We start from the raw sequence: 24,065 nt of genomic DNA, 5'->3' as shown, positions 1-24,065 counted from the left end.
CGCTGTGTGAGATAGTTTTCGTGGAGAAGTCTATCACTTAAATGTAGACGAATAAGGAGGGAAAATTATGGCAAAACAAAAAATTAGAATCAGATTAAAAGCTTATGATCACAGAGTTATCGATCAATCTGCAGAAAAAATTGTTGAAACAGCAAAACGTTCTGGTGCAGATGTGTCTGGACCAATTCCGTTACCGACTGAAAGATCAGTTTATACTGTAATTCGTGCCGTGCATAAGTATAAAGATTCACGTGAACAATTCGAACAACGTACACATAAACGCTTAATCGATATTGTTAATCCTACACCTAAAACAGTAGATGCTCTTATGGGCTTAAACTTACCATCTGGTGTAGACATCGAAATCAAATTATAATAGAAAAAATTAGGAGGTGGACTTTCGATGACCAAAGGAATCTTAGGAAGAAAAATCGGGATGACACAAGTTTTCGGAGAAAACGGTGATTTAATCCCTGTAACAGTAGTAGAAGCTAGTGAAAACGTAGTATTACAAAAGAAAACTGAAGAAGTAGATGGCTACAATGCAATCCAAGTAGGCTATGCTGATAAAGCAGCTTACAAAAAAGGAAGCAAGTCAAGCAAATATGCTAACAAGCCAGCTGAAGGCCATGCTAAAAAAGCAAGCTCAGCACCTAAGCGCTTCATTCGTGAATTCAGAAACGTCAATGTTGATGAATACGAAGTAGGTCAAGAAGTCTCAGTTGATACATTTGAAGCTGGTGACATCATTGATGTAACTGGCGTATCTAAAGGTAAAGGGTTCCAAGGTGCTATCAAGCGTCATAACCAAGCACGTGGACCAATGTCACATGGTTCTCATTTCCATAGATCACCTGGTTCAGTAGGTATGGCATCTGATGCTTCAAAAGTTTTCAAAGGACAAAAAATGCCAGGACGTATGGGTGGAAACACTGTAACAGTCCAAAACTTAGAAGTAGTTCAAGTTGACACTGAAAACAATGTTATCTTAGTAAAAGGTAATGTACCAGGTCCGAAAAAAGGATACTTAGAAATCTCTTCATCAATCAAAGGTAATAAATAATTATAGAGCGAAAGGAGGAAATGCATAATGGCAAATTATGATGTATTAAAAGTAGATGGAACTAAATCAGGTTCAGTTGAATTAAACGATGCAGTATTTGCAATCGAACCAAACAATAACGTTCTTTTTGAAGCAATTAATTTACAACGTGCTTCATTACGCCAAGGTACACATGCTGTTAAGAACCGTTCAGCAGTACGTGGTGGTGGACGTAAACCATGGAGACAAAAAGGTACAGGACGTGCGCGTCAAGGTACTATTCGTGCGCCACAATGGCGTGGTGGTGGTATCGTATTCGGACCAACACCAAGAAGCTATGCTTACAAAATGCCTAAGAAAATGCGTCGTTTAGCATTACGTTCAGCATTATCTTTCAAAGCACAAGAAAATAGCTTAACAATTGTAGATGCATTAAGTTTTGAAGCTCCTAAAACAAAAGAATTCAAAACTGTACTTTCTAACTTAGAGCAACCTACAAAAGTGTTAGTAGTTACTGAATCTGAAGATGTAAATGTTGCACTTTCAGCACGTAACATCCCTGGTGTTCAAGTAACGACTGCACAAGGTTTAAATGTTCTAGATTTAACAAGCGCTGATAGTGTAGTAATCACAGAAGCAGCTGCTAAAAAAGTTGAGGAGGTGCTCGGATAATGGAAGCAAGAGACGTTCTTAAGCGCCCCGTAATCACTGAAAAATCTTCAGTTGCAATGGCTGAAGACAAATATACATTCGATGTTGATACTCGTGCTAACAAAACACAAGTAAAAATCGCAGTAGAAGAAATCTTTGATGTTAAAGTTGATAGTGTAAATATTATTAACTACAAACCAAAGAAAAAACGTATGGGCCGTTACCAAGGCTATACAAACAAACGACGCGTAGCAATCGTTAAATTAAAAGAAGGATCAATCGATCTATTTAACTAAAAATTACCAATAAGGAGGTAAACGACAATGGCTCTAAAAAAATATAAGCCAATTACTAACGGTCGTCGTAATATGACTAGTTTAGATTTCGCAGAAATTACGAAAACTACTCCTGAAAAGTCATTATTACAACCGCTACCGAAAAGAGCGGGACGAAATCACCAAGGTAAATTGACTGTTCGCCATCATGGCGGAGGACATAAACGTCAATACCGTGTAATTGATTTCAAACGTAACAAAGATGGTATCCAAGCAAAAGTTGATTCAATTCAATACGATCCAAACCGTTCAGCAAATATCGCATTGTTATTTTACGCTGATGGAGAAAAACGTTATATTATTGCACCTAAAAACTTAAAAGTAGGTCAAATACTTGAAAGTGGTGCAGAAGCAGATATTAAAGTAGGTAATGCCCTACCACTACAAAACATTCCAGTAGGTACTGTTATTCATAACATCGAGTTAAAACCTGGCAGAGGTGGACAAATTGCTCGTTCTGCTGGTGCTAGTGCACAAGTATTAGGTAAAGAAGGAAAATATGTATTAATCAGATTAAGATCTGGCGAAGTTCGTATGATTCTTTCAACTTGTCGCGCTACTATTGGTCAAGTTGGTAATATCCAACACGAACTTGTTAACGTTGGTAAAGCTGGACGTTCAAGATGGAAAGGTATCCGTCCAACAGTTCGTGGTTCTGTAATGAACCCTAACGATCACCCACACGGTGGTGGTGAAGGACGCGCACCAATCGGTATGCCTTCTCCAATGTCACCTTGGGGCAAACCAACACTTGGTAAGAAAACACGTCGCGGTAAAAAATCATCAGATAAACTTATCGTTCGTGGACGTAAGAAAAAATAAAAATAACTTATTTGGGTGTGCGGCTTAACCGCTGCACGCACATAATAAGAAGGGAGGCGCCACTATGGCTCGTAGTATTAAAAAAGGACCTTTCGTTGACGATCACCTAATGAAAAAGGTAGAAGCTCAAAGCGGAAGCGAGAAAAAACAAGTAATCAAAACTTGGTCACGTCGTTCAACTATTTTCCCTGATTTCATCGGACATACATTCGCTGTATATGATGGACGTAAACATGTACCTGTATTTGTAACAGAAGATATGGTTGGTCATAAACTTGGAGAGTTTGCACCAACACGTACATTTAAAGGTCACGTTGCAGACGATAAAAAAACAAGAAGATAATATCTAACAGGTAGAGGAGGAAATTGGAATGGAAGCAAAAGCGGTTGCTAAAACAATAAGAATCGCACCTCGTAAAGTTAGATTAGTATTAGATCTAATTAGAGGCAAAAGCGCTGGTGAAGCGATAGCGATTTTGAAATTAACAAACAAGGCTTCATCACCAGTAATTGAAAAATTATTAATGTCCGCTTTAGCTAATGCAGAACATAACTATGACATGAACACAGATGAATTAATAGTTAAAGAAGCTTATGCTAATGAAGGACCAACTTTAAAACGTTTCCGTCCACGTGCACAAGGTAGTGCAAGTGCGATCAACAAACGTACAAGCCACATTACAATCGTCGTAAGTGACGGTAAAGAAGAAGCTAAAGAAGCTTAATAAAATCTTAAGGAGGGAACACTGTGGGTCAAAAAATTAATCCAATTGGACTTCGTGTCGGTGTAATCCGTGATTGGGAAGCTAAATGGTATGCAGAAAAAGACTTCGCATCATTATTACACGAAGATTTAAAAATCCGTAAGTTTATTGATAACGCATTAAGTGAAGCATCAGTTTCTCATGTAGAAATTGAACGTGCAGCTAATCGTATCAACATCGCTATTCACACTGGTAAACCAGGTATGGTAATCGGTAAAGGCGGTTCAGAAATCGAAAAACTTCGTAACAAATTAAATTCATTAACGAATAAAAAAGTACACATCAACGTAATTGAAATCAAAAAAGTTGATTTAGATGCTAAATTGGTAGCAGAAAATATTGCGCGTCAATTAGAAAACCGTGCATCATTCCGTCGTGTACAAAAACAAGCTATTACAAGAGCGATGAAACAAGGCGCTAAAGGTATCAAAACTCAAGTATCTGGTCGTTTAGCTGGTGCTGATATCGCTCGTGCAGAACAATATTCAGAAGGAACTGTTCCACTTCATACACTACGTGCTGACATAGGCTATGCACACGCAGAAGCAGACACAACTTATGGTAAGTTAGGTGTCAAAGTGTGGATTTATCGTGGAGAAGTTCTTCCTACTAAGAACACTAGTGAAGGAGGAAAATAATAATGTTACTACCAAAACGTGTTAAATATCGTCGTCAACATCGTCCTAAAACAACTGGTCGTTCTAAAGGCGGTAACTATGTAACATTTGGTGAGTATGGTTTACAAGCAACTACAACGTCTTGGATCACATCTCGTCAAATCGAATCAGCTCGTATTGCAATGACTCGTTATATGAAACGTGGCGGGAAAGTTTGGATCAAAATCTTCCCACATACACCTTACACTAAAAAACCTTTAGAAGTTCGTATGGGTGCTGGTAAAGGTGCCGTTGAAGGCTGGATTGCTGTTGCAAAACCAGGTAGAATTTTATTTGAAGTTGCAGGCGTAAACGAAGAAGTTGCGCGTGAAGCATTACGTTTAGCTAGTCACAAACTTCCAGTTAAAACTAAGTTTGTAAAACGTGAAGAATTGGGTGGTGAAACAAATGAAAGCTAAGGAAATTAGAGACTTAACCACTTCTGAAATCGAAGAACAAATCAAATCTTCAAAAGAGGAGCTTTTTAACCTACGCTTTCAGTTAGCTACAGGTCAATTAGAGGAAACTGCACGTATTCGTACAGTGAGAAAAACGATTGCACGTCTAAAAACTGTTGCTCGTGAAAGAGAAATTGAACAAGGTAAGGCTAATCAATAATCAAATTGAAAGAGGAGGTTACTAAAGTGAGCGAAAGAAATGATCGTAAAGTTTATGTAGGTAGAGTCGTTTCCGATAAAATGGATAAGACAGTAACTGTACTTGTTGAAACATACAAAACACACAAACTATATGGCAAACGAGTAAAATACTCTAAAAAATACAAAACACATGATGAAAACAACTCAGCTAAATTAGGGGACATCGTTAAGATTCAAGAAACACGTCCTTTATCAGCAACTAAGCGTTTCCGTTTAGTAGATATTGTTGAAGAATCAGTAATTATTTAATAAACAGTGAAGATAAAGGAGGTTTAACTCATGATCCAACAAGAAACACGATTAAAAGTAGCAGATAACTCTGGTGCACGTGAAGTACTTACAGTCAAAGTATTAGGTGGATCTGGTCGTAAAACAGCGAACATTGGTGACGTTATCGTCGTTACTGTTAAACATGCTACACCAGGCGGCGTTGTCAAAAAAGGTGAAGTAGTGAAAGCTGTTGTTGTACGTACTAAATCAGGTGTACGTCGTAATGACGGTTCATATATCAAATTTGATGAAAATGCATGTGTCATCATTCGTGACGACAAAGGCCCACGTGGTACTCGTATTTTTGGACCAGTTGCGCGTGAATTACGTGAAGGTAATTTCATGAAAATTGTATCATTAGCTCCAGAAGTACTTTAATAAATTATTTATAAATATATAAATTTAAGGAGGTGCCACACATGCATATCAAAAAAGGTGACAACGTAAAAGTTATCGCAGGTAAAGACAAAGGTAAAGAAGGTAAAGTAGTAGCTACAGAACCTAAAAAAGACCGTGTCGTTGTGGAAGGTGTTAACACTATTAAAAAACACCAAAAACCAACTCAATTTAATCCTGAAGGTGGAATCTTAGAAACAGAGGCAGCAATCCATGTTTCTAATGTACAATTATTAGACCCTAAAACGAATGAACCAACTCGCGTAGGTTACAAATTCGAAGACGGTAAAAAAGTTAGAATCGCTAAAAAATCTGGCGAAGAAATCAAATCTAATAATGAATAACTAATTGAAAGGAGGATCCACTGTGAATCGTTTAAAAGAAAAATTTAATTCTGAAGTTACAACGGACTTAGTTAAAAAGTTCAACTATAGTTCTGTAATGGAAGTACCAAAAATAGAAAAAATTGTTGTAAACATGGGTGTTGGTGATGCTGTACAAAACTCTAAAGTATTAGATGATGCTGTAGAAGAATTACAAGCTATCACTGGTCAAAAACCATTAGTAACTAAAGCGAAAAAATCTGTCGCTACGTTCCGTTTACGTGAAGGCATGCCAATCGGCGCTAAAGTAACTTTACGTGGTGAAAGAATGTATGACTTTTTAGATAAATTAATTGCGGTATCACTTCCACGTGTTCGTGACTTCCGTGGTGTATCAAAATCAGCATTTGACGGTAGAGGTAACTACACTTTAGGTGTTAAAGAACAATTAATTTTCCCTGAAATCGACTATGACCGAGTAAGTAAAATACGAGGAATGGATATCGTTATCGTAACAACTGCTAACACTGACGAGGAAGCTCGTGAATTGTTAACACAATTCGGTATGCCATTTCAAAAATAATCTCTAAAGGAGGCTAATTAAGTGGCTAAAACTTCAATGGTTGCTAAGCAACAAAAAAAACAAAAGTTCCAAGTACGTGAATATACGCGTTGTGAACGCTGTGGTCGTCCACATTCTGTATATCGTAAATTTAAATTATGCCGTATTTGTTTCCGTGAATTAGCTTATAAAGGCCAAATCCCTGGCGTTCGTAAAGCTAGCTGGTAATAGAAAAAAGTCTGAAAGGAGGCAACATTCAATGACAATCAACGATCCAATTGCAGATATGCTAACTCGTGTAAGAAACGCAAACATGGTGCGCCATGATAAGTTAGAATTGCCTGCATCAAATATCAAAAAAGAAATTGCTGAAATATTAAAAAGTGAAGGTTTCATTAAAAACGTAGAATACGTTGAAGACGATAAACAAGGGGTTATTCGTTTATTCCTTAAATATGGTCAAAACAATGAACGTGTTATCACTGGATTAAAACGTATCTCAAAACCAGGTTTACGTGTTTATGCTAAAGCAAACGAAGTACCTAAAGTGTTAAATGGTTTAGGTATTGCATTAGTTTCTACTTCTGAAGGTGTAATCACTGATAAAGAAGCAAGAAAACGTAATATTGGTGGAGAAATCTTAGGTTACGTTTGGTAATAATTAATAACAAGGAGGTGCGATAACATGAGTCGTGTTGGTAAAAAAATTATTGACATCCCTAGTGACGTTACAGTAACTATCGAAGGAAATACAGTTTCTGTTAAAGGTCCCAAAGGCGAATTATCACAAACAATGAATGAAAGAATGACATATAAGCAAGATGAAAACACATTAGAAGTTGTAAGACCAACTGATTCTCAAAATGACAGAACAGTTCATGGTACAACTCGTGCTTTGATTAATAATATGATTCTAGGTGTAAAAGATGGCTACAAAAAAACACTTGAACTTGTAGGTGTAGGTTACCGTGCTCAAATGCAAGGTAATGACCTAGTATTAAACGTTGGATACTCACACCCAGTTGAATTTAAAGCTGAAGATGGTATCACTTTCGGTGTTGATAAAAACACTACAGTAACTGTAGAAGGTATTTCAAAAGAACAAGTTGGAGCTATCGCTTCAAACATTCGTTCAGTAAGACCTCCAGAACCTTATAAAGGTAAAGGAATTCGTTACCAAGGTGAATACGTTCGCCGTAAAGAAGGTAAAACTGGTAAATAATAAATAACTTTCAGAAGAAAGGAGTAATAAAATGATCAGCAAAATTGATAAAAACAAAGTGCGTTTGAAAAGACATGCTCGTGTCCGTAACAAATTATCTGGCACTGCTGAAAAACCACGCTTAAATGTTTATCGTTCAAACAAACACATTTATGCACAAGTTATCGATGATGTTAATGGTAAAACATTAGCACAAGCTTCAACACAAGAAAAAGATCTAGCTAATGAAACTGGATCTAAAGTTGATTTATCAGCTAAAGTCGGCGAAACAATTGCTAAAAGAGCAAATGAAAAAGGCGTAAAAACAATTGTATTTGACCGCGGAGGATATTTATATCACGGACGTGTTAAAGCATTAGCAGATGCAGCTCGTGAACATGGTTTAGAATTTTAATTTAAAGGAGGGACATTTACATGGCTCGTAGAGAAGAAGCGAAAGAATTTGAAGAACGCGTTGTTACAATTAATCGTGTTGCAAAAGTTGTAAAAGGTGGTCGTAGTTTCCGTTTCAGCGCTTTAGTAGTAGTTGGAGATAAAAACGGTCGCGTTGGATTCGGTACTGGTAAAGCACAAGAGGTACCTGAAGCAATCAAAAAAGCAGTTGAAGCAGCTAAGAAAAACTTAGTTGAAGTTCCACGTGTCGAAGGTACAACTCCTCACATGATCACTGGACAATTCAGTTCAGGTAGTGTATTAATGAAACCAGCAGCTCCTGGTACTGGTGTTATTGCGGGTGGTCCTGTTCGTGCAGTATTAGAACTAGCAGGTATCACTGATATCTTAAGTAAATCTTTAGGTTCAAACACACCAATCAATATGGTGCGTGCAACAATTAATGGATTACAAAACCTTAAAAATGCTGAACAAGTTGCGAAATTACGTGGCAAGTCAGTAGAAGAATTATATAATTAAGGAGGGAAAATAAGTTATGGCTAAATTACAAATTACCCTCACTCGTAGTGTTATAGGTCGTCCAGAAACACAACGTAAAACTGTTGAAGCTTTAGGTTTGAAAAAAACAAACTCTTCAGTAGTTGTTGAAGATAACCCTGCTATTCGTGGGCAAATCAACAAAGTAAGTCACTTAGTGACAGTAGAAGAAAAATAATTAAGGAGGTGCCGAAATGAAATTACATGAGTTAAAACCAGCAGAAGGTTCTCGTAAAGTTCGTAACCGCGTAGGTCGTGGTGCAGCTACTGGTAACGGTAAAACTAGTGGCCGTGGACAAAAAGGACAAAAAGCGCGTTCAGGTGGTAGTATCAGACCAGGATTTGAAGGTGGACAATTACCTTTATTCCGCCGTTTACCAAAACGAGGTTTTACTAACATTAACCGCAAAGAATATGCTATTGTTAACTTAGACCAACTTAATAAATTTGAGGATGGTACTGAAGTAACTCCTGCTTTATTAGTAGAATCTGGTGTAGTTAAAAGTGAAAAATCTGGTATTAAAGTACTAGGTAGTGGTTCACTTGACAAGAAGTTAACAGTGAAAGCTAACAAATTCTCTGCTTCTGCAGCAGAAGCTATTGATGCTAAAGGCGGAGCACACGAGGTGATCTAATGTTTCAAACGCTTGTGAGCTTCTTTACTACAAAAGAAGTTCGTAACAAGATCTTTTTTACGCTCGCAATGTTAGTTATTTTTAAAATAGGTACTTATATTCCAGCACCTGGCGTAAATCCAGCTGCTTTTGACAGTCAACAAGGTTCTCAAGGTGTCACTGACTTACTTAACACGTTTGGTGGCGGAGCCTTGCAGAACTTTTCTATCTTTGCCATGGGTATAATGCCATATATTACTGCATCAATTGTGATGCAGTTATTACAAATGGATATTGTTCCAAAGTTTTCAGAGTGGGCAAAACAAGGTGATGCAGGTAGAAAAAAACTTAATAACGTAACCCGTTATTTTGCGATTGCACTTGCTTTTATCCAATCGATAGGAATGGCGTTCCAATTTAATAATTATTTGCAAGGTCAACTAATTATGGACCAGTCCGTAATTAGCTACCTAACAATAGCTGTTGTGTTAACAGCTGGTACAGCGTTCTTAATTTGGATAGGTGAACAGATCACTCAATTCGGTGTTGGTAATGGTATTTCCATCATTATCTTTGGAGGGATTTTATCTTCATTACCTTCATCATTAATCCAGTTTTACCAACAGTCCTTTGTAGGACAAGATGATACAACTTTAGCATGGTTAAAAGTTGTTGGATTAATTGTTGGAATGGTATTGCTAACGGTTGGTGCAATATTCGTACTACAAGCTATTAGAAAAATACCAATTCAATATGCGAAAAAACAGTCTGCACAACGATTAGGTTCACAAGCAACATATTTACCTTTGAAAGTTAACTCTGCAGGGGTTATCCCAGTCATCTTTGCAATGGCGTTCTTCTTATTACCAAGAACATTAACTTTGTTCTTCCCTGATGCAAGTTGGGCGCAAAAAATATCTGACGTGGCAAATCCATCGAATAATATAGGAATGATCGTTTATGTGATTCTCATTATCGCATTCACATATTTCTATGCATTTGTACAAGTCAATCCCGAAAAGATGTCTGATAACCTTAAAAAACAAGGAAGTTATGTTCCGGGTATTAGACCTGGCGAACAAACAAAAAAATATATTACTAAAGTTCTCTACAGATTGACCTTTGTAGGATCAATATTCTTAGCTGTCGTTGCTATACTACCAATCATTGCTACTAAGGTGATGGACTTGCCACAATCGATACAAGTCGGTGGTACAAGTCTACTTATCGTAATTGGTGTTGCGATTGAAACAATGAAGAGTCTTGAAGCTCAAGTGAGTCAAAAAGATTATAGAGGCTTTGGTGGTAGATAAATTGTAGGAGGGCACTTATGAATATCATTTTAATGGGTTTACCTGGCGCAGGTAAAGGAACTCAAGCGAGTGAAATTGTTAAGAAATTCCCAATTCCACACATATCTACTGGAGACATGTTCAGAAAAGCGATTAAAGATGAAACGGATTTAGGAAAAGAAGCTAAATCGTACATGGATCGTGGAGAATTAGTCCCTGATGAAGTTACTGTGGGCATCGTTAAAGAAAGAATTTCTGAAGACGATGCAAAAAAAGGATTCTTACTTGACGGCTTTCCTCGTACTATTGAACAAGCAAAAGCATTAAGTGAAATCATGCAAGAACTAGATAGAAAAATTGATGCTGTTATCAATATAGAGGTACCTGAAGAAGAATTAATGAACCGCCTTACTGGTCGTAGAATTTGCGAAAAATGCGGACACACTTATCATCTTGTATTCAATCCTCCAAAAGTTGATGGCATTTGTGATATTGACGGTGGTAAGTTATACCAACGTGAAGATGACAACCCAGAAACAGTTGCAAATCGTTTAAATGTCAATGTAAAACAATCTAAGCCAATCCTAGAATACTATGATAATGAAAATGTATTGAAAAACATTGATGGTTCAAAAGATATTAATGAGGTTACTTCAAACGTAATCGATATTCTTGAAAACCTAAAATAGTATCAACTTTGTACGGTCTATGTAATGCCAAGAGTATAAACGAAAAAGAGTGACAATGCGATATAGTAATTCATTTTAATTTTGTTGAACTTATTAACAACACTTATAGACTCGTATGGTTATAGTTGATCTTAGACGATAACCAACTATTGTAAAAAGGGGGAAGTTAATAAATGGCTAAGCAAGATGTTATTGAATTAGAAGGTACAGTATTAGATACTTTACCAAATGCAATGTTTAAAGTAGAATTAGAAAATGGTCATGAGATTTTAGCTCACGTAAGTGGTAAAATCAGAATGAATTATATTCGAATTCTACCTGGCGACAAAGTAACTGTAGAAATGTCTCCGTATGATTTAACACGCGGAAGAATTACGTATCGTTATAAATAATCGTCACTCCATAATATAGGGAGGTATTAAAATGAAAGTAAGACCATCAGTAAAACCAATTTGCGAAAAATGTAAAGTCATTAAACGTAAAGGTAAAGTAATGGTAATTTGTAGCAATCCAAAACACAAACAAAGACAAGGTTAATAAAGAGAGGTGTAAATAATTATGGCACGTATTGCAGGAGTAGATATTCCACGTGAAAAACGTATTGTTATTTCTTTAACTTATGTATATGGTATCGGTACTACTACAGCTCAAAAAATTGTTGAAGAAGCTAATGTATCTGCAGATACTCGCGTTAAAGACTTAACTGATGACGAATTAGGTCGTATCCGTGAAATAGTAGACAGTTATAAAGTAGAAGGTGACTTACGTCGTGAGCAAAACTTAAACATTAAACGTTTAATGGAAATCTCATCATACCGTGGTATCCGTCACCGTCGTGGTTTACCAGTACGCGGACAAAAGACAAAAAACAATGCTCGTACTCGTAAAGGCCCAGTGAAAACTGTAGCTAACAAGAAAAAATAATAGGTAAAGGAGGCAAATTTTAAATGGCACGTAAACAAGTATCTCGTAAACGTAGAGTGAAAAAGAATATTGAGAATGGTGTGGCACACATCCGCTCAACATTCAATAATACAATCGTAACTATTACTGATGAATTTGGTAATGCTTTATCATGGTCATCAGCAGGTGCACTTGGATTTAAAGGATCAAAAAAATCAACACCATTTGCAGCACAAATGGCATCAGAAACTGCAGCTAAAGCAGCTATGGAACATGGTTTGAAAACTGTTGAAGTTACTGTTAAAGGTCCTGGCCCAGGTCGTGAATCAGCGATCCGTGCATTACAATCAGCTGGATTAGATGTAACTGCAATCCGTGACGTTACTCCAGTACCACATAATGGTTGTCGTCCACCAAAACGTCGTCGCGTATAATATTATCGTTATTGTCGCAAGTCACTGAGAAACACAGTACAATTCAAGTCGACGTAATCAAGGAGGATATTTGTAAATGATTGAAATCGAAAAACCTAGAATTGAAACAATTGAAATTAGTGAAGATGCTAAATTCGGTAAGTTCGTTGTTGAACCACTAGAACGTGGCTACGGTACTACACTAGGAAACTCCTTACGTCGTATCCTACTATCTTCATTACCAGGTGCAGCCGTTAAGTACATCGAAATCGAAGGTGTATTACATGAATTCTCAGCAATAGACAATGTTGTAGAAGATGTTTCAACAATTATTATGAACATCAAAAAGCTAGCATTGAAAATTTATTCTGAAGAAGATAAAACATTAGAGATTGATGTAAAAGATGAAGGCGAAGTTACTGCAAGTGACATCACGCATGATAGTGATGTAGAGATTTTAAATCCTGAGATTAAAATCGCAACAGTATCTAAAGGTGGACATTTAAAAATCCGTCTTGTTGCTAATAAGGGTAGAGGTTACGCATTAGCAGAACAAAATAACACTAGTGATTTACCAATTGGTGTAATTCCAGTGGATTCACTATATTCACCAGTAGAACGTGTTAACTATACTGTAGAAAACACACGTGTAGGTCAAAGTAGTGATTTTGATAAATTAACTTTGGATGTTTGGACTAATGGTTCAATTACGCCACAAGAGTCTGTTTCTCTAGCGGCAAAAATCCTAACTGAACATTTGAACATCTTCGTTGGATTAACTGATGAAGCACAAAATGCTGAAATCATGATTGAAAAAGAAGAAGATCAAAAAGAAAAAGTACTTGAAATGTCTATAGAAGAGTTAGACTTATCTGTCCGTTCATATAACTGTTTGAAACGCGCAGGTATTAATTCTGTTCAAGAATTAGCTGATAAATCTGAAGCAGATATGATGAAAGTGCGCAATTTAGGACGCAAATCATTAGAAGAAGTTAAATATAAACTTGAAGATCTAGGCTTAGGTCTTAGAAAAGAAGATTAATAAAAAGGAGGTTAACTCATGGGTTACAGAAAATTAGGTCGTACTTCTGATCAACGTAAAGCGATGTTACGTGACTTAGCTACTTCACTTATTGTTAGTGAACGTGTTGAAACGACAGAAGCACGTGCAAAAGAATTACGTAGTGTTGTTGAAAAATTAATCACTTTAGGTAAAAAAGGAGATTTAGCATCTCGTCGCCAAGCTGCTAAAACTTTACGTAATGTTGAAGTCTTAAATGAAGATGAAACAACACAAACTGCACTTCAAAAATTATTTGGTGAAATTGCTGAACGTTATACAGAACGTCAAGGTGGTTACACACGTATCCTTAAAGTAGGCCCTCGTCGCGGTGACGGTGCTGAATCAGTAATTATAGAATTAGTTTAATTTAAATACACATACTACTATGTATAAAGCAAATGAGTGCAACGATAATGTTTGCCACATACAAATATTGTCTAGCTCAGAGTACCCCATCAACTTAATAAATTTTAAAGCGTGAACTCAAATATGATGGGGTGCGCGCTTTTTTTTGTTAGTCCCCCTTAATTCGAAGAATTTAGGGGGACTTATGCAATTGCGAAGCAATAGCGAACCGCCAAGCCTTAATTTGGATAAGTTAAAGGTATACATTGATAGAGTAAATGGATAAGAAGTTCTAACTAAACAATATTTTGTTCACAAATTTAAAACTAGACAAATTGCTAAGAAACAGTAATTGTTAACTATTCACCTTGATGAACTGCGTTTTCATGATTAAAAGTATCTTTATGCGTGTCTCAATAAATAAAATTTAAAAAAGAAATTAGTGAAGATGAAGTGCTTATTTATCGTTTTTCATGTAAAATGATTAAGTATATGATTAATATTTTTGATTTAGGAGATAACTGGTATGATAACGCAAGCAGAAGAAATAATTAAATTTGATCATGTATCTTTTAAATATAATAGCGATGAACCACTTGCGTTAAATGATGTATCATTTAGCATTCCTAGAGGCAAATGGACCTCTATAGTAGGTCATAATGGTTCGGGGAAATCGACGATAGCAAAACTGATGATTGGCATTCAAAAACCTTTTGAGGGCCAAATATATTTAAACGGTGTTAGTATCAATGATGATAACTTAAATAAGTTGAGACAGCATATAGGTATTGTATTTCAAAATCCAGAAAATCAATTTGTTGGGTCTACTGTGGAATTTGATGTAGCATTTGGTTTAGAAAATAATGCGATGACTTACGAGAAGATGCATGAAATTGTGCCTAAAGCATTAGCGGATGTAGATATGCTGGACAGAGCTACATATGAGCCACAATCACTTTCTGGTGGACAAAAACAACGTGTCGCAATTGCAGGTGTTTTAGCATTAAATACGGATATCATCATATTAGATGAAGCGACGTCTATGTTAGATCCAGAAGGTAGAACAGAATTAATTTCACTCATACATCGTTTAAAGGAAGAAAAAGATGTGACAATCATATCAATCACTCATGATTTATCTGAAGCTATAGATGCGGATCATTTAGTTGTTTTAAACCAAGGCTTTCTATATCAATCGGGTTTGCCTCAAGTTATTTTTAATAAAGGAGAGGCATTAACACAAATAGGTTTAGATTTACCGTTTGCAATGAGAATGAGCCAACAACTATTAGGTGTTACTGACTATATTTCTTATGAAGGGTTGGTAAGCAAATTATGACTGTTATATTCAATCAAGTGTCCTATGTTTATCAAAAGGGAACACCTTATGAACATCTTGCATTGAAAGAGATTGTAACTACTTTTGAACAAGGCAAGTATTATGCAGTGATTGGTCAAACAGGCTCTGGTAAGTCTACATTAATACAGCATATTAATGGATTGCTAAAACCGTCACATGGCTCTTTAGAAGTCGATGATGTCATGATTACACACAAGACGAAAGATAAGTATTTAAAGCAAGTGCGTAAGCGTGTAGGAGTAGTATTCCAATTTCCAGAATCACAACTTTTTGAAGATTCCGTGGAACGAGAAATTTTATTCGGACCTAAAAATTTTAATATGCCACTTGAAGAAGTAAAAGCACGAGCATTTCAATTATTATTAGAGTTCGGTTTTAATAGAGATATACTTGAACAATCACCTTTCCAAATGTCGGGAGGTCAAATGAGAAAAATAGCAATTACTTCTATATTGGCTATGGATCCAGATATTGTTATTTTAGATGAACCTACTGCAGGACTTGACCCTAAAAGTAGAAATCAAATCATGGAAATGTTAAAGAAACTGCAGCTTGAACAAAATAAAACAATTATATTAGTTACACATGAAATGAATGATGTTGCAAAATATGCTGATGAAGTGAAAATTATTAAGCATGGCAAGTTAGTGGAAAGCTGTTCTCCAAGAAAATTGTTTAATGCTGACGACTATGTTAAAGATATGCATTTAGATGTACCAGACATCGTCAAATTACAGAGAGATATCGAAGCAAAGCATCAATTTAAATTTGAGCGCACCGCATTAACCGAATCAGAATTCACAGAGATGTATAAGGAGTGGCAACAACATGAGAGATAAGTTTATTATAGGACGTTATCTTCCATTAGACACTTTTGTACATCGTCGTGATCCACGTGCCAAATTAATATTTGTATTTTTATTTATTATACTAATATTTTTTGCACATTCATTTATCACTTACTTATGGTTATTCTTAATCATAGTAACCATGATGAAAGCAGCGCACATAAAATCTTGGTTTTTAATAAAGGGATTAACACCCATATGGATTTTTCTGATTTTCACCTTTTTAATGCATTTGTTTTTAACTAAAGGTGGTATGCGCATATTTGAGTTAGGTTTTATTTCAATTGATACTCAAGGTATTTTAGAAGGTGTCTATATTGTTTTGAGGCTAATGTTTATCATTATGGTATCTACAATCATGACTTTAACGACGAGCCCATTAGATCTTACTGATGCGTTTGAAAGATTATTATATCCATTAAAGTTGATAAAAGTACCCGTACATTTATTGAGTATGATGATGTCAATCGCTTTACGTTTTATTCCAACTTTAATGAATGAGCTAGATAAGATTATTTTAGCACAGAAATCAAGAGGTTCTGAAATCAGTTCTGGGGGGTTAATCAACAGAGTTAAAGCATTTATTCCTTTATTGATACCCTTATTTATCTCAGCTTTCCAAAGAGCAGAAGATTTAGCCATTGCAATGGAAGTCCGTGGTTATGAAACAAACAAACAGCGAACAAGTTATCGTCAATTAGACTGGCAATGGTCTGATAGTTTGTTATTGATTTCAATTATACCAATAGCAATAATACTATTTGTGTTAAAGTATATGGGAGTGTAAAGAATGGTTCGTGTATTAGTAAATATTTCATATCAGGGTAGTCAATTCTTAGGTTTTCAAATTCAAAATAATGGTAGAACCGTACAACAACAATTTGAAAAAATACTTAAACGCATGCACAAACGACATATTAGAATACATCCTAGTAGTCGAACTGATCGTGGCGTGCATGCATTAGAACAATATTTTCATTTTGATACAGAGCTTAATATTGCACCAGATCAATGGCGATATGCGATGAATCGGGCATTGCCTGATGATGTTTATGTGAAAGATGTTTCATTTGTAGATGAATCATTTCATTGTCGATACGATTGTGTCGGTAAAACTTATCGCTATAAAGTTTACCAATCACCTAATAAAAATCCATTTGAATGTGGATTGAAAAGTCACGTACCAGAAAGTTTAAACTTTGAAAAAATGACACAAGCTGCTAATTTGTTTATAGGTACACATGACTTTACTGGATTTTGTTCTCAAAAAACAGAAGTTGAAAGTAAAGTCCGTACGTTATATGAAAGTAAAATAGAAAAAACAGAATATGGTTTTGATTATGTCGTTACTGGTTCGGGATTTTTATATAATATGGTGCGTGTCTTAGTAGCATTTTTAATTGGAGTAGGCAAAGGGAAATTCCAACCTGAGGTAGTTCCACAATTATTAAATGCTAAAGACCGCAATAAAGTTCCGTTCACTGCACCAGCGGATGGATTGTATTTGGAACATATATATTTATCCCCCGAAGCACTGAAAAGAGACTTTGGTGAAAATATAAAAATATATCAAAAAAAATCTACACAAAATAGTTGAATTACATTGACAAAACCCCATAAAAATTATACGATAACTAACGGTATTGTTTTATATCACCCCACGATAAGCCCCGGAATCTTATTGTGTAACAAGATATAGAAGCACGTAGAAATTATAAATTAACAAAATAAATGAATTTAAGTTTAAATATCACTTTAATTAGACAAGAAACATTTATTTATTCTAGGAGGACAATTATATGCGTCAAACATTTATGGCTAATGAAGCAAACATTGAGCGCAAATGGTATGTTATTGATGCTGAAGGTAAAACACTTGGTCGTTTATCATCAGAAGTAGCTGCTATTCTACGCGGTAAAAATAAAGTAACTTATACACCACACGTTGACTCAGGTGATTATGTAATTATCATCAACGCTGCTAAAATTCAATTCACTGGTAATAAAGAACAAGACAAAATGTATTACCGTCACAGTAACCACCCAGGCGGAATCAAATCAATCTCTGCTGGTGAGTTAAAAGCTAAAAACCCAGAACGTTTACTTGAAAACTCAATTAAAGGTATGTTACCAAGCACACGTCTAGGCGAAAAACAAGGTAAAAAATTATTTGTATATGGTGGCGCTGAACATCCACACGCTGCACAACAACCAGAAAACTACGAGTTACGTGGTTAATTAAAAGGAGGAAATTACATTGGCACAAGTTGAATATAAAGGCACAGGCCGTCGTAAAAACTCAGTAGCACGTGTACGTTTAGTACCTGGCGAAGGTAACATTACTGTTAACCACACTGATGTACGTAGCTACTTACCATTCGAATCATTAATCTTAGACTTAAACCAACCATTTGATGTTACAGAAACTAAAGGTAACTATGATGTATTAGTTAACGTTCACGGTGGTGGCTTCACCGGACAAGCACAAGCTATCCGTCACGGAATTGCACGTGCTTTATTAGAAGCAGATCCTGAATATAGAGGTTCATTAAAACGCGCTGGATTACTTACACGTGACCCACGTATGAAAGAACGTAAGAAACCAGGTCTTAAAAAAGCTCGTCGTTCACCACAATTCTCAAAACGTTAATATCCCAAATATTGTTGCGAATATTTTTCGTTCACAGGTTTGGTACATTAATTGCTTAGGTGATTAGTGTCAAATAGAAGAAACGTTTCAAACTTCCCATATTAATATGGGAAGTTTTTTTGTTTTATAAATAAACAAAAATGTATACAACTTTTGTCCCCGTAAAAATAGAAAGAGTTGGTTTATTTTAGTAAGTTCAAAAAGTATGAAGTATAATAAAATAAAACAATATTAGAGGTTATACATATGACATTCAACAAGCTAAACCATCACTTAAAAAAATTAAGTATCGTATTATTATTAATTATTTTTTCTAGCATTACTCTTTTTGTGGTGAACCAAGTGTTAAACAAAACGTTAATTAAAAATATGTCCAGTGAAACATCAGTGCCGACATTTTATTTACATGGTTATGCTGGAACAAGTCAATCAGAAAAATACATGGTAAATTCAGCACTCCAAAATAATATTACAAATGACGTTGTTGAAGCGAAAGTTTTATCAAATGGAAAGGTGACATTTAATAAAAATATATCTAACAAGATGAAACGTCCGATTATAAAAATTATACTTGAAGATAATGAAAATAAAAATTTAGAAAAAAATGCGCAATGGATCAGAAATGTTATGATAGCTTTTAATGCAAAATATCATTTTAAAAAATATAATTTTGTTGCACACTCAATGGGAAATCAATCCTTTAGTTATTATATGTTAAAGTATGGTGATGATAGAGTTTTACCAAAGTTAAATAAGCAAGTTAGTTTAGCTGGAAACTTTAACGGAGAAGTAGATATCAATGGTTTGGATTTAAATATACATTTAGACAAAAATGGCAAACCTAACAAGATGTTAAAAGAATACCGTAATTTATTATCTATGCATGCGCACTACCCTAAAAATGCTGAAGTCCTTAATATTTATGGTGATTTAAAAGACGGAACGCATTCTGATGGTAGAGTAACGAATGTATCATCAGAATCGTTAAGGTACTTATTATCAAATCATATTAAAACTTTTAAATCATACAAAGCTTATGGACCTAAAGCTGAACATAGTGAGCTTCATGATAATGAAAAAGTTACAGATCAAATTAATGCATTTCTTTGGAATTATAAATAAAAAAGATAACTCTAATATATTAGAATTATCTTTTGAACAATTGTGCAGCCACTATATTTTCTCATTTTAATTAACTTAAAATTGATTGTTTTCAATTGCTAATAATTGTAACAAGTTTTTGCGGTTTGATTCCCCATAAACATGTGGTTGAATCATTATTTCATCTGCATTGTAGTTATGTGCGATTGCTTGTAATTGAGTAAAAACTTCATTTGGTAAACCACTGATAAAGCGTGGTTCATTTTGCTTCATTTTTTCAAGTTCTCTTGTAGTTGGTTGTCTTTGTTGAGCAAATGTAATTGATGGATAGTGACTGGGTTGTTTTAAATAGTTAATGCGCAATAACCAAAGATGAAAAGCTTGTTCTAATTCTTTGATTTTTTGAATGTCATTTGCAGTGATTACAAAAGTTGAAATCATAACATATGGTGTTCGGTTTGGATGAAGTTTTAAAAATAGCTTTCGATAATCATCAATGGATTGTTTAATTTTATATTTTTGCTTTCCCATTAAAGCAGTGACAAAAGGTAAACCAAGTTGCGCAGCGAGTTCAGCACTATTTTGGCTCGTGCCCAATATATGCATATCAGGTTGTGTATTGATTAAAGGTGTAGCGTATAATCCCAGAAACCTTTGTCTTTGAATGTCATCATTAAAATAGTTTATTAAATCCACAATTTGAGTTTTAAAATCAACTTTGACTGTTTTGTTTTCATTTAGTGCTTTATTTACATTTTTAAAGCTCATAGAACGGCCAATGCCTAAATCTACTCTGCCAGGATGACGACCTTCTAGTATTTTAAAAACTTCTGCTACTTTATATGCACTATAGTGAGGAAGCATAATACCACCACTGCCTATGCGAATCGAATTTGTATTTTCTAGCAATGTCATCATTATCATTTCAGGAGCGCTAGAAGCAACTGACAATACTTTGTGATGTTCAGCAACCCAAAATCGATAAAAACCTAGCGATTCAGCAAATTGAGCTAATTCAACAGAATGATTTATCGCTTGAGTAGTATCGCTGCCTTCAAATATTGGGACATAATCTAGTATACTTAATCGCATATTACACTCTCCTTCATTACAATCATTTAAGTGCTCTATTCTGTTTATCATAACACGGGGACAAAATATCAAATAAGCGATTTGATTGATTGCATAACTTCATCACTATAGAATAGAAGAAAATATGAAATGGAGGTAAAATAATGAAAACAGAAAGCATTGTATTAGCAAAACGCCCAGAAGGTATACCTTCTGATGATGTATTTAGATACGAAACTATTGAAATAGATGAGCCTGGTAATGATGAGATTCAAGTTGAAGCGATATATATTTCGGTAGATCCATATATGCGTGGCAGAATGGATGATAGTAAATCTTATATACAACCATTTCAATTAGATGAACCATTGGCCGGACATATTGTTGGAAAAGTAATACAATCCAACGCTGATGCTTTTGACGAAGGTGATTATGTATTAGGTATGTTACCTTGGCAAAAATATACAAATGTATCAGCTCAAAAAGTTACGAAAATTACTCAGAGAGAGATTCCACTTTATTTATATCTAAGTGTATTAGGTATGACTGGGCAAACGGCATACCATGGTCTGCTGAAAATTGGCCAACCAAAAGAAGGAGAAACTGTTGTTGTATCTGCAGCTTCAGGGGCTGTCGGATCAGTAGTAGGTCAAATAGCTAAATTAAAAGGCGCACGTGTGGTTGGTATTGCAGGCGGAACAACCAAAACGAAATATTTAACTGAACAATTAGGATTTGATGCTAGTGTAGATTATAAAGCTGATAACTTCTCAGAACAATTAGCACAAGCAGTTCCAGATGGTGTAGATGTTTATTTTGAAAATGTTGGTGGGCACATTGCAGATGAAGTAATGAAACACTTAAATCAATTTGCTAGAATTCCAGTATGTGGTGCAATTTCTGGATATAATGATAAAAGTATTGAGCACGGCCCACGTATACAGCCGATTTTGATAAAATCACAAGCACTTATGAAAGGATTTGTTGTTGCAAATTATGCTGATGACTTTAAACAAGCGAGTCAACAGCTTGCTCAGTGGGTAAATGAAGATAAAATAAAAACAAAAACTTCGATTGTAGAAGGATTTGAAAACGTGCCTAATGCCTTTAGAAATTTATTTACTGGAGATAATTTTGGTAAACAAGTGGTCCAAGTTTCAGACTATATATAAGTAAAGGAGATGCACATATGAAAGCAATTGGTGCAGATAGACCGTTTACATTAGATGAAGGTAATCAATTTTATGAAATGGATATAGAGACGCCAAAGCCTCAGCAATATGAATTATTAGTGCGTTTAACTGCTATTAGTGTGAATCCAGTAGATACGAAAATTAGACAATCGTCTATAAGTGAGTCGCCAAGAATTTTAGGATATGATGCTGTAGGTGTTGTAGAAGCTATAGGCGAAGATGTTAAACAATTTAAGATTGGCGATGAAGTTTATTATTCAGGTTCACCTTCGTATCAAGGATCGAATCAAACATATCAACTTGTTGATGAACGATTGGTAGCTTTGAAGCCGAGTAATATTAGTGATGTTGAAGCGGCAAGTCTCCCTTTAACTGGTTTAACAGCGTCAGAAACACTTTTTGATGTTTTTAATATTTCTCATAATCCAGAAGAAAATAAAGGGAAGTCCTTATTAATAATTAATGGCGCAGGTGGCGTAGGTAGTATCGCAACTCAGATAGCAAAGTATTACGGATTACACGTCATCACCACTGCATCTCGCGATGAAACGTATAATTGGTCAAAATCATTAGGTGCAGACATCGTGTTGAATCATAAAAATAATCTGACAGATGAATTTAAAAAATATGAAATTAGTGAAGTAGATTATATATTTTGTACTTTTGATACGGATTTGTATTACGAAAAAATGATTGAATTAGTAAAACCACGCGGTAAAATAGCTACAATTGTTGCTTTCAACAATAATCAAGATTTAAATTTATTGAAGACTAAAAGTGTAACCTTTACACATGAATATATGTATTCAAGACCGCTAAATAAAACAGAAGATATGGCTATTCATGGTACCTATTTAAAAGATATCACTAACAAAGTAGAATCAGGTGACTATAAGCCCACAGCAAATGAAGTGCTAAAAGGATTAACAGCAGATAATATTTATGAAGCGCATAAAAAAATGGAAAATCATAGCATGGTTGGCAAATTAGTTATTTCCATTTAGTAAAAGTGATTGATGTTATAAATATGAACACTGCTATTGAGAAATAGTTATTTGTTAAGCAATACTAGAAGAGTTAAACAGTTTTCAATAAAATAGCTGCTACAAAGGAGCAATGGCAATCAAAACATTATATTTGATTGTTATTTTGCTCCTTTATTTTTCAAAGAAATTGTTTCTCACAATATCAATATCGAAAATTATTACTCTTAAACATATGCACAATTTAAGATATAGAATGTATAAATCAAAGTGTTAAATACAATTAAATTCATAAATCACGCATATTACCACAATGTAAGGGTATATATGACACATAAAGTAAAGGGAGAGTGTCATGTTAATATGCGTCTTAGAAAATTAACAGTAGTTTTTTGGGTAGCGCTAACGATTTGTACGCTATTTGTTATTTATGGCGCAATTGCGCCTAAACAATTAGAAACGGTTACACAAGCGATTACCAATTTTATTGCAGTAAATTTTGGATGGTATTATTTACTATTAGTGTTAGCTATTTTAGTTGTATCTATCTATTTATTATTTTCTAGATATTCAACAATAACTTTAGGAGAAGAAGGAGAAGACCCAGAATTTTCACTAAAATCATGGTTTGCAATGTTGTTTAGTGCGGGTATGGGGATTGGTTTAGTATTTTGGACAACAGCTGAACCCATCAGTCATGCATTTACATTAACACCGATACATAAAGCAGGAACACAAACTGCCATCAATGAAGCGATGCAGTTCTCATTTTTCCACTGGGGTATACATGCATGGGCAGTGTACGGAATTGTAGGACTTGTATTTGCATATTTTAATTTTCATAAAGGGTATCCTGGATTAGTGAGTGCGACATTAAGACCAATTTTAGGAGAAAAGATGATGCGTGGC

40 protein-coding genes are annotated in these 24,065 nt (G+C 35.1%); 39 read left to right on the top strand and 1 reads right to left on the bottom strand.

Features of this window, described 5'->3' with window-relative positions; translation table 11 throughout:
- Positions 1-67 precede the first annotated feature (67 nt).
- The 36 genes from rpsJ (at position 68) to CD032_RS03720 (ending at position 19,930) form a co-directional block, all read left to right on the top strand.
- Positions 68-376: a 30S ribosomal protein S10 gene (gene rpsJ / locus CD032_RS03895; RefSeq protein WP_002482611.1), complete on the top strand. Its 309-nt coding sequence runs from the start codon at positions 68-70 to the stop codon at positions 374-376.
- A gap of 27 nt (positions 377-403) precedes the next feature.
- Positions 404-1,063, top strand: coding sequence for a 50S ribosomal protein L3 (gene rplC / locus CD032_RS03890; protein WP_019468640.1), 660 nt, complete (start codon positions 404-406; stop codon positions 1,061-1,063).
- A 27-nt stretch (positions 1,064-1,090) separates the two neighbouring features.
- A complete protein-coding gene (rplD, locus tag CD032_RS03885) occupies positions 1,091-1,714 on the top strand; it encodes a 50S ribosomal protein L4 (RefSeq protein WP_019468641.1) in 624 nt (207 codons plus the stop codon).
- Positions 1,714-1,989: a 50S ribosomal protein L23 gene (gene rplW, locus CD032_RS03880; RefSeq protein WP_019468642.1), complete on the top strand. Its 276-nt coding sequence runs from the start codon at positions 1,714-1,716 to the stop codon at positions 1,987-1,989. The genes rplD and rplW overlap by 1 nt, the downstream gene beginning before the upstream one ends.
- A 27-nt stretch (positions 1,990-2,016) precedes the next feature.
- A complete protein-coding gene (gene rplB, locus CD032_RS03875) occupies positions 2,017-2,850 on the top strand; it encodes a 50S ribosomal protein L2 (protein WP_019468643.1) in 834 nt (277 codons plus the stop codon).
- A 64-nt stretch (positions 2,851-2,914) separates the two neighbouring features.
- Positions 2,915-3,193, top strand: coding sequence for a 30S ribosomal protein S19 (gene rpsS, locus CD032_RS03870; RefSeq protein WP_019468644.1), 279 nt, complete (start codon positions 2,915-2,917; stop codon positions 3,191-3,193).
- Between the two features lie 28 nt (positions 3,194-3,221).
- Positions 3,222-3,575, top strand: coding sequence for a 50S ribosomal protein L22 (gene rplV, locus CD032_RS03865; RefSeq protein ID WP_019468645.1), 354 nt, complete (start codon positions 3,222-3,224; stop codon positions 3,573-3,575).
- A gap of 23 nt (positions 3,576-3,598) precedes the next feature.
- Positions 3,599-4,252 (top strand): 30S ribosomal protein S3, encoded by a 654-nt coding sequence (gene rpsC / locus CD032_RS03860; RefSeq protein WP_019468646.1) that lies wholly within the window; start codon positions 3,599-3,601, stop codon positions 4,250-4,252.
- A gap of 2 nt (positions 4,253-4,254) precedes the next feature.
- Positions 4,255-4,689, top strand: a complete 435-nt coding sequence (rplP, locus tag CD032_RS03855; RefSeq protein ID WP_019468647.1) for a 50S ribosomal protein L16 — start codon at positions 4,255-4,257, stop codon at positions 4,687-4,689.
- On the top strand, positions 4,679-4,888 hold the full coding sequence (gene rpmC / locus CD032_RS03850) for a 50S ribosomal protein L29 (RefSeq protein ID WP_002482620.1): 210 nt from the start codon (positions 4,679-4,681) through the stop codon (positions 4,886-4,888). Before rplP ends, rpmC begins: the two co-directional genes overlap by 11 nt.
- A 26-nt stretch (positions 4,889-4,914) precedes the next feature.
- Entirely contained in the window at positions 4,915-5,178 is a 264-nt protein-coding gene (gene rpsQ, locus CD032_RS03845; RefSeq protein ID WP_019468648.1) for a 30S ribosomal protein S17, read from the top strand.
- Positions 5,179-5,208: 30 nt separating this feature from the next.
- Positions 5,209-5,577, top strand: coding sequence for a 50S ribosomal protein L14 (rplN, locus tag CD032_RS03840; protein ID WP_019468649.1), 369 nt, complete (start codon positions 5,209-5,211; stop codon positions 5,575-5,577).
- Between the two features lie 41 nt (positions 5,578-5,618).
- Positions 5,619-5,939, top strand: coding sequence for a 50S ribosomal protein L24 (gene rplX / locus CD032_RS03835; RefSeq protein ID WP_040029978.1), 321 nt, complete (start codon positions 5,619-5,621; stop codon positions 5,937-5,939).
- Positions 5,940-5,961: 22 nt separating this feature from the next.
- Positions 5,962-6,501: a 50S ribosomal protein L5 gene (rplE, locus tag CD032_RS03830; protein WP_026034769.1), complete on the top strand. Its 540-nt coding sequence runs from the start codon at positions 5,962-5,964 to the stop codon at positions 6,499-6,501.
- A 21-nt stretch (positions 6,502-6,522) separates the two neighbouring features.
- Positions 6,523-6,708, top strand: coding sequence for a type Z 30S ribosomal protein S14 (locus CD032_RS03825; RefSeq protein ID WP_002482625.1), 186 nt, complete (start codon positions 6,523-6,525; stop codon positions 6,706-6,708).
- A 31-nt stretch (positions 6,709-6,739) separates the two neighbouring features.
- A complete protein-coding gene (rpsH, locus tag CD032_RS03820) occupies positions 6,740-7,138 on the top strand; it encodes a 30S ribosomal protein S8 (RefSeq protein WP_019468652.1) in 399 nt (132 codons plus the stop codon).
- Positions 7,139-7,165: 27 nt separating this feature from the next.
- Positions 7,166-7,702, top strand: coding sequence for a 50S ribosomal protein L6 (gene rplF / locus CD032_RS03815; RefSeq protein WP_019468653.1), 537 nt, complete (start codon positions 7,166-7,168; stop codon positions 7,700-7,702).
- 31 nt (positions 7,703-7,733) lie between these two features.
- Complete coding sequence (gene rplR, locus CD032_RS03810) at positions 7,734-8,096, top strand: 50S ribosomal protein L18 (protein WP_019468654.1); 363 nt, start codon at positions 7,734-7,736, stop codon at positions 8,094-8,096.
- 20 nt (positions 8,097-8,116) lie between these two features.
- Positions 8,117-8,614 carry a 30S ribosomal protein S5 gene (gene rpsE, locus CD032_RS03805; protein ID WP_019468655.1) on the top strand — a complete coding sequence of 166 codons (498 nt, stop codon included), beginning with the start codon at positions 8,117-8,119 and terminating at the stop codon, positions 8,612-8,614.
- A gap of 16 nt (positions 8,615-8,630) precedes the next feature.
- Positions 8,631-8,810, top strand: a complete 180-nt coding sequence (gene rpmD / locus CD032_RS03800) for a 50S ribosomal protein L30 (RefSeq protein ID WP_002482630.1) — start codon at positions 8,631-8,633, stop codon at positions 8,808-8,810.
- A 16-nt stretch (positions 8,811-8,826) separates the two neighbouring features.
- Positions 8,827-9,267: a 50S ribosomal protein L15 gene (gene rplO / locus CD032_RS03795; RefSeq protein WP_019468656.1), complete on the top strand. Its 441-nt coding sequence runs from the start codon at positions 8,827-8,829 to the stop codon at positions 9,265-9,267.
- A complete protein-coding gene (secY, locus tag CD032_RS03790) occupies positions 9,267-10,559 on the top strand; it encodes a preprotein translocase subunit SecY (RefSeq protein WP_071562313.1) in 1,293 nt (430 codons plus the stop codon). The genes rplO and secY overlap by 1 nt, the downstream gene beginning before the upstream one ends.
- A 17-nt stretch (positions 10,560-10,576) precedes the next feature.
- Positions 10,577-11,227 (top strand): adenylate kinase, encoded by a 651-nt coding sequence (locus CD032_RS03785; RefSeq protein ID WP_019468658.1) that lies wholly within the window; start codon positions 10,577-10,579, stop codon positions 11,225-11,227.
- Positions 11,228-11,400: 173 nt separating this feature from the next.
- Positions 11,401-11,619, top strand: coding sequence for a translation initiation factor IF-1 (gene infA / locus CD032_RS03780; protein WP_001118443.1), 219 nt, complete (start codon positions 11,401-11,403; stop codon positions 11,617-11,619).
- Positions 11,620-11,650: 31 nt separating this feature from the next.
- Positions 11,651-11,764 carry a 50S ribosomal protein L36 gene (gene rpmJ, locus CD032_RS03775; RefSeq protein ID WP_002482634.1) on the top strand — a complete coding sequence of 38 codons (114 nt, stop codon included), beginning with the start codon at positions 11,651-11,653 and terminating at the stop codon, positions 11,762-11,764.
- Between the two features lie 21 nt (positions 11,765-11,785).
- On the top strand, positions 11,786-12,151 hold the full coding sequence (rpsM, locus tag CD032_RS03770; RefSeq protein ID WP_019468659.1) for a 30S ribosomal protein S13: 366 nt from the start codon (positions 11,786-11,788) through the stop codon (positions 12,149-12,151).
- Positions 12,152-12,174: 23 nt separating this feature from the next.
- Complete coding sequence (rpsK, locus tag CD032_RS03765) at positions 12,175-12,564, top strand: 30S ribosomal protein S11 (RefSeq protein WP_019468660.1); 390 nt, start codon at positions 12,175-12,177, stop codon at positions 12,562-12,564.
- 76 nt (positions 12,565-12,640) lie between these two features.
- Positions 12,641-13,585 (top strand): DNA-directed RNA polymerase subunit alpha, encoded by a 945-nt coding sequence (locus tag CD032_RS03760; RefSeq protein ID WP_019468661.1) that lies wholly within the window; start codon positions 12,641-12,643, stop codon positions 13,583-13,585.
- An 18-nt stretch (positions 13,586-13,603) separates the two neighbouring features.
- Positions 13,604-13,972, top strand: a complete 369-nt coding sequence (gene rplQ / locus CD032_RS03755) for a 50S ribosomal protein L17 (RefSeq protein ID WP_019468662.1) — start codon at positions 13,604-13,606, stop codon at positions 13,970-13,972.
- A 505-nt stretch (positions 13,973-14,477) separates the two neighbouring features.
- Positions 14,478-15,290 carry an energy-coupling factor transporter ATPase gene (locus CD032_RS03750; protein ID WP_019468663.1) on the top strand — a complete coding sequence of 271 codons (813 nt, stop codon included), beginning with the start codon at positions 14,478-14,480 and terminating at the stop codon, positions 15,288-15,290.
- Entirely contained in the window at positions 15,287-16,150 is an 864-nt protein-coding gene (locus tag CD032_RS03745; protein ID WP_019468664.1) for an energy-coupling factor transporter ATPase, read from the top strand. Before CD032_RS03750 ends, CD032_RS03745 begins: the two co-directional genes overlap by 4 nt.
- Positions 16,140-16,946 carry an energy-coupling factor transporter transmembrane component T family protein gene (locus tag CD032_RS03740; protein ID WP_019468665.1) on the top strand — a complete coding sequence of 269 codons (807 nt, stop codon included), beginning with the start codon at positions 16,140-16,142 and terminating at the stop codon, positions 16,944-16,946. The genes CD032_RS03745 and CD032_RS03740 overlap by 11 nt, the downstream gene beginning before the upstream one ends.
- 3 nt (positions 16,947-16,949) lie before the next feature.
- Complete coding sequence (truA, locus tag CD032_RS03735; protein WP_019468666.1) at positions 16,950-17,756, top strand: tRNA pseudouridine(38-40) synthase TruA; 807 nt, start codon at positions 16,950-16,952, stop codon at positions 17,754-17,756.
- 202 nt (positions 17,757-17,958) lie between these two features.
- Positions 17,959-18,396: a 50S ribosomal protein L13 gene (rplM, locus tag CD032_RS03730; RefSeq protein ID WP_019468667.1), complete on the top strand. Its 438-nt coding sequence runs from the start codon at positions 17,959-17,961 to the stop codon at positions 18,394-18,396.
- A gap of 19 nt (positions 18,397-18,415) precedes the next feature.
- Positions 18,416-18,808, top strand: a complete 393-nt coding sequence (gene rpsI, locus CD032_RS03725; RefSeq protein WP_019468668.1) for a 30S ribosomal protein S9 — start codon at positions 18,416-18,418, stop codon at positions 18,806-18,808.
- 246 nt (positions 18,809-19,054) lie between these two features.
- A complete protein-coding gene (locus CD032_RS03720) occupies positions 19,055-19,930 on the top strand; it encodes an alpha/beta hydrolase (RefSeq protein ID WP_103211195.1) in 876 nt (291 codons plus the stop codon).
- Between the two features lie 75 nt (positions 19,931-20,005).
- Here the strand turns inward: CD032_RS03720 and CD032_RS03715 are convergent, their stop codons facing one another.
- Positions 20,006-21,001: an LLM class flavin-dependent oxidoreductase gene (locus CD032_RS03715; RefSeq protein WP_019468670.1), complete on the bottom strand. Its 996-nt coding sequence runs from the start codon at positions 20,999-21,001 to the stop codon at positions 20,006-20,008.
- 143 nt (positions 21,002-21,144) lie between these two features.
- Here CD032_RS03715 and CD032_RS03710 point away from each other — a divergent pair, with 143 nt between their 5' ends.
- The 3 genes from CD032_RS03710 to CD032_RS13290 form a co-directional block, all read left to right on the top strand.
- Complete coding sequence (locus CD032_RS03710; protein ID WP_103211194.1) at positions 21,145-22,152, top strand: NADP-dependent oxidoreductase; 1,008 nt, start codon at positions 21,145-21,147, stop codon at positions 22,150-22,152.
- Positions 22,153-22,169: 17 nt separating this feature from the next.
- Positions 22,170-23,177, top strand: coding sequence for a zinc-binding alcohol dehydrogenase family protein (locus CD032_RS03705; protein WP_019468672.1), 1,008 nt, complete (start codon positions 22,170-22,172; stop codon positions 23,175-23,177).
- 342 nt (positions 23,178-23,519) lie between these two features.
- Positions 23,520-24,065 (top strand): BCCT family transporter (locus tag CD032_RS13290; protein ID WP_258026219.1); only part of this gene is annotated, 546 nt, incomplete at its 3' end.

This window comes from Staphylococcus cohnii subsp. cohnii (assembly GCF_002902365.1).
In the GTDB taxonomy this organism is placed as follows: Bacteria; Bacillota; Bacilli; order Staphylococcales; family Staphylococcaceae; genus Staphylococcus; species Staphylococcus cohnii.
The sequence above is the reverse complement of the archived record's forward strand: the minus strand, read 5'-3'. Positions and strand labels throughout refer to the sequence as shown.